This is a genomic window from Prevotella scopos JCM 17725 (assembly GCF_018127785.1).
Taxonomy (GTDB): domain Bacteria; phylum Bacteroidota; class Bacteroidia; order Bacteroidales; family Bacteroidaceae; genus Prevotella; species Prevotella scopos.
Genome location: NZ_CP072389.1, coordinates 868,681 through 881,342, shown reverse-complemented (window position 1 = coordinate 881,342; position 12,662 = coordinate 868,681). Strand labels below are relative to the sequence as shown.

Below are 12,662 nucleotides of genomic sequence, written 5' to 3'. Positions count from 1 at the left end.
AAATGATAGGAGTAATAGGAATGATAGGTATAAAAGGCTGAAAGTAAATTAACCATCAAGCCATCAATACCCAACATCCATCACCTACCAAAGCTTCAACCGCTGAGCTTCTGGGATGAACAGCTTATCACCTTCCTTCACACCAAACGCTTTATACCATGCGTTGATATGTGGTAAAGCACCATTCACGCGCCATTCGCCAAGAGAGTGAGGGTCACTCTTTACACGACTGCGAATCTCAGCTTCAGTGATGTTGTTTGCCCATACACCAGCATAAGCGATGAAGAAACGCTGTTCAGGTGTGAAGCCCATGATTGTCTTACCCTTCTTAGCCTCTGGTGTCTTCATGAAAGCATTGAAGGCAACCTCAAGACCACCATGGTCAGCGAGGTTCTCACCCAAGGTGAGCTTACCATTTGCATTGAGGTCAGGTAACACCTTAATAGCACTGAAGAAGTCGGCATACTTACCCGTACGTGCCTCAAAGTTCTTACCATCTTCTTCTGTCCACCAGTCTGTCATATTACCATCCTTGTCATAGTGACGACCTTGGTCATCAAATCCGTGTGTCATCTCATGACCGATAACCACACCAATAGCACCATAGTTAAAAGCGTCATCAGCCTTAGGGTCAAAGAAAGGATACTGCAGGATACCTGCTGGGAAGCAGATTTCGTTTGTCGTAGGGTTATAATAAGCATTTACCGTCTGTGGTGTCATCAGCCACTTGTCCTTATCGACAGGCTTACCAGCCTTCTCCTCAATAGCATCCTTTGCCCAGAACTTATGGCAGTTCTGCACATTCTCATAATATGACTTTGATGGATCAATCTTAAGTTCACCTAAGTCCTTCCACTTATTAGGATAGCCCACCTTAACATAGAAGGTTGAGAGCTTCTCAAGTGCTGCCTTCTTTGTAGCCTCGCTCATCCAGTCCTGTGCTTTGATACGTTCAGCAAGACTCACTTCGAGGTTCTTTATCAGTTCTTCCATACGCTTCTTACTTGACGCAGGGAAGTAACGCTCACAATAGATACGACCCAAAGCCTCACCCATCTGCTTCTCTACCTGTTGTGTGGCACGCTTCCAACGAGGGTAATCCTCCTTGGTACCACGCATCGTCTTACTGAAGAAGTTGAAGTATTCTGCACGAACATCATCGCTCAGATAATTAGCTGAAGCCAAGATAGCACTCCACTCCATACGAGCACGAAGTTCGTCAGCACTCTCTGTTGAAGCCAACTTGTCAACACCAGCAAGGAAAGATGGTTGACCTACTACCATCGTCTGAATATCCTTGCTATTAACACCTTCAGCATTCATCAATTGTTCAAGAGGAATGTTTGGATACTTCTCCTTAAACTCATTGAGTGTCATCTTGTTGTAGTTAGCCTCTACATCGCGCATCTCGGTACGACTTTTAGATATCAAGGCTAACATTGTTTCGTAACGCATAATGGCATCACTCTTAGCCTTGGCTTGTGTATCAGAGAAGCCATAGAGACGGAACATGTTTGCAATAAACTGGCGATAAGCATTACGAATGTCAGTCGTTGCCTTATCATTGTCCAGATAGTATTCCTTCTGTCCAAGACTCAACCCACCCTGATAGATAAGGAGGATATTCATCTTGGCATTCTTCTCGTCAGCCTCGAAGCTGTATTCCATTGGCACGCCATAACCAAAGCTAGCATACTTTAGCTGAAGTGCACGAAGGTCTGAGAGTGTCTTTGCGTCTTCCATCTCGCTGAGTAAAGGTTTAACCGGACTAATTCCCTCTTTGTTACGACGCACAGAGTCCATGGCGAGCTTATAGAAGTCGCTCAGCTTTCTCTCAACTGACCCTTCTTTACCAGGCTTCTTAAGCAAATCAGTAAGGATGGTGTTGATACGTTTGTTATTGTTCTCCTGTAGTTGGTCGAAAGAACCAAAACGCGAGAAAGCACCTGGTAGCGGATTTAGTTTCTGCCATCCACCAGTAGCAAATGTAAAGAAGTCGTCAGCCGGACGTACCGACTTGTCTAGGTTTTCAGCCTTGATACCTGCTTGGCCTTGCGCCATGCCAGTAATCGGGGCAGATGCTAAGAGCATCATTGGTAAAAGTGTTTTGATACGCATAGTAAATATGTTTTAGATAATTCAAAATCCAAAATTAATAATTATGAGAACTGCGATAAAAAAGTAAAAGAGTAAGACAGTAAAAACGTTAGCGCTCAAAGTCTAGACTTCAAAAGTCAAACTTCAAAAGTCAAACTTCAAACTTCAAAGTTCAAACTTCCAAAAATCAAAGTTCCAAGTTCAAAGTCTCCAGCTCTTCCGATAGTACCATCCATCTATCGTTCTCCTCATCAAGTTCACGTTGTAGGTTGGTATATTCTGTTACGAGTTCCATATTCGAGGCATTCTCAGGAGCCATGAGGAGTTCATCGAGTTCACTCTTACGTGCTTCCAACTTCGCTATTTTTGCTTCAGACTCATCAACAGCACGTTGTGCCTTACGAATTTTCTTCTGTTGTTCTTTGCGTTCAGCGTAAGATAAAGAAGAAGCCCCCTCCGACTCCCCCGAAAGGGGGAGAGTTGCATCTTTGCTATTATTTGATGAAAACTTACCATTATCCCCACCACTCAGCGAGAGATTCTCTGCACTCTCCCCCTTTCGGGGGAGCTGGAGGGGGCTTTTGAGCCAGTCGTAGATACCGCCCAGATGCTCTCTCACCTTACCGCCTCCGAACTCATACACCTTGCTGACCAATCCATCTAAGAACTCACGGTCGTGGCTCACGATGATAGCCGTCCCATCAAAGGCTTTAATTGCTTCTTTCAACACTTCTTTTGAAGCGATGTCAAGATGGTTCGTTGGCTCGTCGAGGATGAGGAGGTTGACAGGCTCAAGCAAGAGTTTAATCATAGCCAGGCGTGAACGCTCACCACCAGATAGTACCTTTACATACTTCTCAGAAGTCTCTCCGCCAAACATAAAGGCACCAAGCAGATCGTTGATTCTCAAACGCATATCGCCTGTAGCCACTCTGTCGATGGTATCATAAATCGTCAGATTCTCATCCAACAGTTGTGCTTGGTTCTGTGCAAAATAACCTATCTGCACATTATGCCCTATCTTCAGCGTACCATCAAATGGTATCTCACCCATGATACACTTCACAAAAGTAGATTTTCCCTCACCATTCTTACCAACAAAGGCTACCTTTTCACCTCGTTTGATGATTAGATTGACAGCCTCAAATACCGTCTGACCAGGTCCATCGCTATGCAAGCGACTTGGATAAGTTTTGCCCAAATCCTCTGCAATAATCGGGTAATCGCCACTTCGTAAGCAGGGAGGGAACTTTAGGCGCATAGCAGAATTATCCACCTCGTCAACTTCTATAGGCACAATCTTCTCCAATTGGCGGATGCGCTGCTGTACCTGTACGGCTTTAGTAGCCTGATAACGGAAACGCTCAATGAAAGCCTTAGTATCCGCAATCTCTTTCTGTTGATTCTCATAGGCACGAAGTTGTTGCTCACGACGTTCTTTCCGAAGAACAAGATACTCATCATACTTCACACGATAATCTTCCACGTGTCCGCAAGTAATCTCTAACGTACGATTCGTCACGTTATTGACAAAAGCACGGTCGTGACTTACGAGCACAACAGCCTTAGCACTCTGAGCGAGAAACTGCTCCAACCATTGTATAGACTCGATATCAAGGTGGTTCGTCGGCTCATCAAGGAGGAGCACATCAGGACGACGAAGGAGAATCTTTGCTAACTCAATACGCATACGCCATCCACCGGAGAACTCACGTGTAGGACGTTCAAAGTCTTCTCTAGTAAAACCAAGACCAGTCAACGTTCGTTCTATCTCAGCCTCATAGTTTTCACCTCCCATCATCATATAACGCTCGTGTTCCGTTGTGAAGCGTTCTACTAACTCAGCATATCCATCACTCTCATAATCGGTACGCTCAGCCATCTCTTGCTCCATCTTCTTGAGCTTCTCTTCCATCTTCGTTTTGTCAGCGAAAGCCTTGCGCGTCTCTTCCTTCACGGTAGTATCGTCAGATAGCTTCATTACCTGTGGAAGATAGCCTATCGTTGTGTCATTTGGTACAGACACTGAACCGCTCGTTGGCTTCTGCATCCCACAGAGAATCTTCAGCATCGTTGACTTTCCTGCTCCGTTCTTGCCCACTAAGGCTATCCTATCTCGTTCGTTGATGACGAATGAAACATCCTTAAACAATGGCTTTACGCCAAATTCCACCGTCAGTCCGTCTATTGATATCATTTCTTTTCTCTTTCCTAAATATTCTTTGCAAAGATAATATTTTCTTTTCGAATTGTAAAGTCCTCGTATAGTCTAACTTCGTTGAATCAAGAACTATTGGGAACCCTTTAGGTAAAACTAATCATAGGATTTTTACCTAATCTGTCTCTACATTATATGTAATGGGCAAAGTTAGTAAAAATAACGAAAAGAAGCAATGATTTTATGAACTTTGAGTTTTGGACTTTGAATTTTGAACTTGGAGCATTGAGTTCTATTCGTTTTCTCACATAAATCTGTGAGCGTTTGATGGGGACTTTGAACATTAACCTTGGAAGTTTAATTTTCAACCTTTGAGATGTTTAGTCGATGGAATTAACAGATAGGATAAGAACCAAGTTATCTATTCCTAGTCGCAGCTAATTAGGATGGCGTAAGTTGAGATCTGTCAATGAGTTAGCATGGATTATAATCTTAACTTATACAATATCTACCCACGTTTACCAACATCGGTTGTTTTATTGATACTTAGTATGTTTGGTGCGGGTGCCTAGCACGGATGGTGCGGAGGCTTAGCACGGATGGTGCGGATGGCTAGCACCACATGTGCGGAGCGATAATTGCACAATGAAACAGGATTGAATAAGGATGTGATGTACGTAAAGCGTTGCAAAGCGATGGTTGACTATGGGGTGTTTCACCGTTAAATGAGTAAGGGACAATGACTTTCGACCATGATATTTTCTCTCGGTCAATTGAAATTATTTAGTCATACGATTCGTTATTACGCCACGTGGTTTGATGATGAATGCAAAGTGTGACGGATAAATAATGTGTAGAAATAATCAACTAATGTAACTTTTTCTAAACAGCTGATAATAAACATTCGTCGTTCATAATTTTCTCATCTCGATTTTTTTTTGTAAGTTTGCGGAATAAAGGAGAAAAGGGTGATTATTCACATTCTGAATATTTACCAGCAATAAATACTTATTTGGAAATCTTTAAACCTAACCTATTAATACACATTTTTCAACATAAGAAATAAATAAAAGAATATGAAACAGAATCTTAAACATGTTGTGCTTGCTGCAGGACTTGTCTGTACAGCACTCACGGGTCAGGCTCAAAACGCAAGACCAAAGACTACACAAATGGTAAGTAACGCACTTATGAAACCAAGTACATTACCTTTCAATGCCCCTGATTTTAGTCGTATCAAGGGGGACGACTACCTCCCTGCCATCAAAGCGGGTATCGCTCAGCAGAGAGCGGAGATTAAGAAGATTACTGACAATAAGCAGAAGCCTACTTTTGCTAACACTGTTTTGGCTTACGAGCGAAGCGGAAAGATGCTTGAGCGTGTGTCAAACATCTTCTACGCCTTGGTGTCAGCTGATAAGACACCAGAGATTGAGAAGGCACAAACAAGTATCGTTCCTTTACTGACAGAATTTGAGAATGAAATTAAATTCAATCAGAAATTCTTCCAGCGTATCAAGTATGTTTACGATCACGAATACAAGACACTCAAGGGTGAAGATAAGAAACTCTTAGAAGTTATCTATAAGGATTTCACTCATGCTGGTGCCCTCCTCGCAAAAGATAAGATGGCTCGGATGCAGGAAATCAACAAGGAACTGGCTAAGCTCCAGCAGGAGTTTGGAGATATGCTTCCTAAAGCAGGCAACGAAGCTACGGTATGGGTCAGTGACGTTAAGGAATTGGCAGGCCTCAGTGAGGGAGATATTGCACAGTGCAAGAAGGATGCTGAAAGCCGTGGCGGTAAGGCACCTTATTGTATCGTGATTACGAACACTACACAGCAACCAATCCTCGCAAGTCTTGACAATCGTGCCCTACGTGAGAAGGTTTACAATGCTTCAATTCATCGTACGGATGGTACAGGTGCTTACAACACCTTCCCAATCATCGTGAAGATTGCACGTCTGCGTGCAGAGAAGGCACAGCTCATGGGATATAAGAACTATGCTTCTTACTCACTTTCACAGACAATGGCTAAGAACACAGACAATGTCTATGCCTTCCTACACCAGATGGTTGAGGCTTACAAACCAAAGTCTGAGGCGCAGACAAAGGCTATTGAGGAGTATGCGCAGAAGACTGAGGGTGCTGACTTCCGTCTCCAACCTTACGATCGCTTCTATTACTCAGCAAAGATGAAGAAGGCGCAGTTTAACTTTTCAGACGATGATGTGAAGCCTTATTTCAACCTCGATTCAGTACTTGTGAATGGTATCTTCTATGCTGCTCATCGTGTCTATGGACTTAACTTCCGTGAGCGTAAGGATATCCCAACCTATCATAAGGATATGAAAGTGTTTGACGTACTTGATGGCGATGGTAAGCAGTTGGCTCTCTTCTATTGTGATTACTTCCGTCGTCCAACAAAGCGTGGTGGAGCATGGATGAGTGCCTTCCTTAAGCAGAGTAGTGACCGCAATCAGAAACCATTGATTTACAATGTTTGTAACTATGCGAAAGCACCTGAAGGCCAACCAACACTGCTCACATGGGATGAGACCGAGACAATGTTCCATGAGTTTGGACACGCCCTGCATGGTATGCTCTCAAACTGTAAGTATAACACATTGAGTGGTACAGCCGTATCACGTGACTTCGTGGAGATGCCATCACAGTTTAATGAGTCGTTTGCAAGTATCCCTGAGGTGTTCAACCACTATGCACGTCATTACAAGACTAACGAACCAATGCCAGATGCACTTCGTGAGAAGATGCTGGGTTCGCTGAACTACCTTTCAGCTTATTCATTGGGTGAGAATCTTGCGGCAACAAGTGTTGATATGGCATGGCATTGCCTTTCTCCTTCAGAGATTCCAACAGCTGAAGCGGCTCCAGCTTTCGAGAAGAAAGTGCTGGCGGATATGAGCTTGTTGAATAATCAGATACCTCCTCGTTACTCTACATCTTACTTCAACCACATCTGGGGTGGTGGATATGCAGCTGGTTATTACAGCTATCTGTGGAGTGAGGTGTTGGCAGTGAACATTGCCGACTATTTTGCAACGCATGGTGCCTTGACACGTAAGGTAGGTGATGACTTCCGCCAGAAGGTTCTTTCTCGTGGTAACACACGTGATCTCATGACCATCTTCTCTGATTTCACAGGTCTTAAGGCTCCTGATACCAAGGCGTTGCTGAAGGCAAGGGGAATGTAAAAAAAGCCCTCTCCAACTGAACCAACCAACTGGCCCCTCCCCCTTACCCCTCCCCCATAGGGAGGGGAGTGATTACCGTCATTTGCCAAAAATTAAAAATACAGCAATGAAAAGTAAAACACAATCAAAAAGACATATCACTCCCCTCTACGGGGGAGGGATAAGGGGGAGAGGTCGGTTATTCTTTTTCTTTCTTCTCTCTCTTCTAATCCTCAACTTTAGCATAAAGGGCTATTGGAAAATAAAATCCTATTCATTCCAAAGCCATTTCAAAGATGTATGGGAAATCTGTCACGAAAGGGGATATAATGAAGACTATTGCATCCTCGTAGACTTCTCACGCCCATCGGGTGAGGACCGAATGGCTATCATCGACCTGAATACATTGACCGTGCTCGACACTGGTCCCTGCGCACACGGCAAAGGAGAGGGTAATAGTGCGTGGAAACCTATTTTCTCAAATAGGGAGGGAAGCAGATGTTCAAGTCTCGGAGCCTTCAAGATTGCAGAGAAAGGCTATTCCACTACTGTCGGACTGCGTTTTGCACTTGATGGTCTTGATGCTTCGAACTGCAATGCACGCCGAAGAAACATCCTCATCCATAGTTCTCGATACGTAGGCATTATGCACCATCTCACCTCCTATCTCCCACTCACCGATGCTTCGTGGGGGTGCTTCACGACAAGCCCCGCTATGCTAAGGAAAATCGAAGCCCTTTGTGACAAGAGCAGAAAACCCATCCTGCTTTATGCATATAAATAATCTTGATGAACAAAAAGATTCTTATGAAACTGAGCTTGAAAAGAGTCCTGACCTGTATAATCCTGACTGTACTCGCCAGTCTCACCACACGTGCCCAGACCTTATGCGTCATTGATGGCATTCCTCTACCCGACTCCCTCCTGCACGTTACCATTGACGAGATGCGGTCGGATTCGGCTAAACAGATTGTATCACATAGGCTGGGACTTATTCCGCCTTATGCCATCGAATCCATACAAATTTTCTCGGCAGAAGAACAGATAAAACAAGGGAAGAACATCACATTCTGTAAATTACCCGCAGATATCATCCTCATACGAACCAACTCCCTTGCAGAACTCCAATGGATTCTGAACGGCAAGATGATAAACCCACGAAAAAGACTGACCATCATTGATTACAAACTTTCACCCCAACGTATAACGGAGGCTTTGCCAAGGCGTATTAAGCCCACGGACATCCTCTCTGCCGACATCATTACTTATATAAACGATCCACGACAAGAAAAACATCCAACCATCGTGATTAAGACAAAACCTACTGATTCTTCCAAAAACAAAGGGCACTGACCGAAGAGAACAATGGAAGGGAAGTCGTTATATTCCACAAAAGATAAGAAATAAACCAGTATCTGAAAATGATTAGACAAACACCATACAGCAAGGAAAACGAACACAAGAATAATAGCAAACACTCCGCAAATCAGGCTCTCCCTCTTGCGGGGGAGGCAGAGGGGGCTTCCTTTATCTCTCACTCTCTTTCCCTTCCTCTCCAAAGCGTTTCGGCAGTTCTCACCTTACTCGATGAAGGCTGCACGATTCCTTTTATAGCACGCTATCGTAAGGAGCGGACAGGGAACCTTGATGAGGTACAGATAACCAATATTAGTGAACTAAACGAGCGCTTAAAAGAACTTAGCAAACGTAAGGAAACCATCCTTAAGACAATCCGTGAGCAAGAGAAACTAACGTCTGAACTGGAAAGGAAAATTCTTGCTTGTATGGATTCCACAGAATTGGAAGACATCTATCTACCTTATAAACTCAAACGGCGCACACGTGCGCAGATAGCTCGTGAAAAGGGATTGGAGCCATTGGCATTGGCGATAATGAGAGAAGCCTCCCCCAACCCCTCCGAAAGGAGGGGAGTGCCTATCCCCCCACATCTCAGCAAAGAACTTGCAAGCTTGTCTCTCCCCCTTTCGGGGGAGTCGGAGGGGGCTTTAGACATCATCGCCGAGATTGTTTCTGAGAACCAGCAGGCACGCAATACTGTTCGCACTGCTTATAAGCGTGAGGCCATCATATCTTCGAAAGTTATTAAGAAGATGCAGGATACGGATGAGGCACAAAAGTTTGCTGATTACTTCGACTTCTCTGAACCGCTCCGTCGTTGTAATAGTCATCGTTTGCTTGCTATGCGTCGGGGTGAGGCGCAGGGCATCCTGCGTGTGAGTATCATGATTGATGGCGAGGAGTGCATCTCACGCATCACTCGTCAGTTTGTGCGAGGGAACGGAACATGTCAGACTCTTGTCTGCAAGGCCATTGACGACTCCTTTAAACGACTAATCAATCTGAGTATTGAAAACGAATTCGCCGCTTTGAGTAAGGAGCATGCTGACGATGAGGCTATTAAGGTTTTTACAGATAATCTTCGTCAGTTGCTTCTCTCTCCACCACTTGGACAGAAACGTATCTTAGCACTCGACCCAGGCTTTGCCAATGGATGTAAAATTGCTTGTCTTGACGAACAAGGTAATCTCCTGCATCATGAGATTATCTATCCACATCCACCTCGTAATCAACAGGCACAAGCGGCACAAGCCTTGAAAAGGATGATTTCCACTTATGAGGTTGAGGCAATAGCCATCGGCAATGGTACGGCGAGTCGTGAGTCAGAAGCCTTCGTTAATAAGGTTCTTCATGAACCTAATCAGAACTTTGGCGACATCTTAAAATATGTGGTCAGCGAGGACGGAGCTTCTATCTATTCTGCGTCACCTGTGGCACGTGAGGAGTTTCCTGATGAGGATGTGACGACACGTGGAGCCATCTCTATTGGTCGGCGACTGATGGACCCACTCGCTGAGCTTGTAAAGATTGACCCGAAGAGTATCGGAGTCGGACAATATCAGCATGATGTTGACCAAATAAAATTAAGACACTCACTCGACCAAACAGTCATGAGTTGTGTCAATCAGGTTGGTGTCAACCTCAATACAGCTTCTCGACATCTGCTCACTTACGTTAGCGGACTCGGTCCTGCACTTGCTCAAAACATCATTGATTATCGTCGTGAACATGGTGCCTTTACCTCACGTACCCAACTTAAAAAGGTGAAGCGTCTGGGTGATACAGCCTTCCAGCAATGTGCTGGTTTCTTACGTATTCCTAATGCCAAGAACCCGCTCGACAACTCTGCTGTTCATCCTGAAAGCTATCACATCGTTGAGCAAATGGCAAAAGACCAAGGTTGTACGATAAAGGATTTGATTGGCAATAAGGGTCTCTTGTCGAAGATTGATATTCAACGCTATCTCACTTCCCACTCATCCCGCCCTTCAGAAGCCTTGGGCGAGGTTTCACTTCGTGACATCCTCTCTGAACTTGAGAAGCCTGGTCGTGACCCACGTGGGGCGGTTGAAGTCTTTGAGTTCGATAAGAATGTCCACAAGCTAGACGACCTCATCGTTGGGATGGAACTTCCTGGTATTGTGACGAATATTACCAACTTTGGTGCCTTTGTCGATATTGGTGTTCATCAAGACGGACTTGTACACATCTCTCAGCTCTCCGACCGCTTTGTCACTGATCCAACGCAGATTGTCCGCCTACATCAACACGTTCGTGTTCGTGTCGTTGAGGTTGATATCCGTCGTAAGAGGATTGCGTTGAGTATGAAGTTAGGTGTTAGGTGACTTCGCAACGAGGTAAGCCGTTGTTAGATCTTCATAATAAGACAAATAAAAGGTACTGATTAAACAAGAGGAGGGTAAAATCTGTCTCAATATAATGCCCTAATGATAAGAAGCAAGAACCATTTGATAAATTAACTTAAGAATTACTTGCATACTACATGAAAAGACTATAACTTTGCAGGCACACAAGTTGTGTGTTATACAAGATGTATTTTATATTGTAAAGCGATGATAAATATGAAAATTTCAGAGAAGGATTCTCGAATAAAGTTTCCATAAAGAGATGTATCTACGTGGATGTTTTCAAAGATTTGGGATAAACAGAGGAAACAGGGATAGTAGATAGGATAACAACATAAAGTTAAGATGTGCAAAAACACCTTTTGACTTTTCACTTTGATTTTTACAAACAAAAAAGACTAATTTATGAAGAAATTATTTCAACTGTCTTGTCTTGCAGTCATATTTCTTTTATGCGCTTGTCATTCAAAGAAAGAAACAGAAGTAAAATCAGTTTACACGGCAACGACTCCATTGGTAGAAACCATCTCTCTGCCACGTTCCTATGTTGCCAACATCGCTTCACAACAAAACATTGAAATCCATTCGCAACAAACAGGTATCTTACAAAATGTTTATGTTAGTGAGGGACAATATGTAAGAGCGGGACAACCACTTTTCCGTATTGCAATTGTTGGTGCTGAAGAAGAGATTGCGAAGGCTAAAGCTGCAGCAGAACAAGCGAGTATCGATTTGCAGAATGTTACGAACCTTACCGATAATAAGGTGCTATCAAATAATGCCAAACGCATGGCAGTGGCTAAATTGAAAGGGGCAGAAGCCGATTATAAGTTAGCTGTATTGCACAAACGTCTTTCTCTCATTCGAGCTCCTTTCTCGGGTATTTTAGGTCGCATCCCTAACAAAAGAGGGAGTTTGGTAGATCCCAGCGACTTACTTACCAGTTTGTCAGACAATAAGAAGGTACTTGTTTATTTTAATGTTTCTGAAACAGACTATTTAGATTTTCGTCTGCATCCGGAGCGTTTCTCAAACAACCCCTTACAGCTTGTATTGGCAAATGGTGACGTCTTTCCTGCAAGGGGAAAGATGTTAGATATTGGTGGACAGTTTGATAGTTCAACTGGAACAATTGCCATTCGCGCTATCTTTGACAACCCCAACAACCTTTTACGCAATGGCGAAACAGGTACGGTGAAACTCTTTGTATCTAAAAAGGATGCTCTCTTGATTCCTCAAGAAGCAGTTTATGAGTTACAAGATCAAAAATATGTTTTCGTAGTAGATAAACATAACGTTGTACATCAACGTGCGATAAAGATAGATAGTGAAATCACAGGAGCTTATGTTGTCTCCTCAGGTTTGCAAGCTACCGACCGATATCTTGTCGATGGAATACAAAAAGTTAATGATGGCGACAAGGTAAGCATCTCAATGGTATCTCCGCAAGCCGCAATGAAGTTGGATAAACTAAACGCTGATTAG

At 43.7% G+C, this 12,662-nt stretch carries 7 protein-coding genes; 5 read left to right on the top strand and 2 right to left on the bottom strand.

Annotation, left to right across the window (positions count from 1 at the left end; translation table 11 throughout):
- Positions 1 to 84 precede the first annotated feature (84 nt).
- Together J4856_RS03340 and J4856_RS03335 are read right to left on the bottom strand one after the other, a co-directional pair.
- Entirely contained in the window at positions 85 to 2,118 is a 2,034-nt protein-coding gene (locus J4856_RS03340) for a M13 family metallopeptidase (RefSeq protein ID WP_065367901.1), read from the bottom strand.
- A 166-nt stretch (positions 2,119 to 2,284) separates the two neighbouring features.
- Entirely contained in the window at positions 2,285 to 4,294 is a 2,010-nt protein-coding gene (locus tag J4856_RS03335) for an ABC-F family ATP-binding cassette domain-containing protein (RefSeq protein WP_025836628.1), read from the bottom strand.
- Positions 4,295 to 5,331: 1,037 nt separating this feature from the next.
- On the opposite strand from J4856_RS03335, the gene J4856_RS03330 reads away from it, so the two are divergent.
- The 5 genes from J4856_RS03330 to J4856_RS03310 all read left to right on the top strand — a co-directional run bounded on the left by J4856_RS03330 (position 5,332) and on the right by J4856_RS03310 (position 12,662).
- The gene (locus tag J4856_RS03330) at positions 5,332 to 7,473 is read left to right on the top strand and encodes a M3 family metallopeptidase (protein ID WP_025836625.1); all 2,142 of its coding nucleotides are present in this window, start codon (positions 5,332 to 5,334) and stop codon (positions 7,471 to 7,473) included.
- Between the two features lie 106 nt (positions 7,474 to 7,579).
- Positions 7,580 to 8,236 (top strand): murein L,D-transpeptidase catalytic domain-containing protein, encoded by a 657-nt coding sequence (locus tag J4856_RS03325; protein WP_025836623.1) that lies wholly within the window; start codon positions 7,580 to 7,582, stop codon positions 8,234 to 8,236.
- Positions 8,237 to 8,241: 5 nt separating this feature from the next.
- Complete coding sequence (locus J4856_RS03320; protein WP_234967150.1) at positions 8,242 to 8,805, top strand: 50S ribosomal protein L19; 564 nt, start codon at positions 8,242 to 8,244, stop codon at positions 8,803 to 8,805.
- Positions 8,806 to 8,873: 68 nt separating this feature from the next.
- Positions 8,874 to 11,156: a Tex family protein gene (locus J4856_RS03315; RefSeq protein WP_083130794.1), complete on the top strand. Its 2,283-nt coding sequence runs from the start codon at positions 8,874 to 8,876 to the stop codon at positions 11,154 to 11,156.
- 426 nt (positions 11,157 to 11,582) lie between these two features.
- Entirely contained in the window at positions 11,583 to 12,662 is a 1,080-nt protein-coding gene (locus J4856_RS03310) for an efflux RND transporter periplasmic adaptor subunit (protein ID WP_025836621.1), read from the top strand.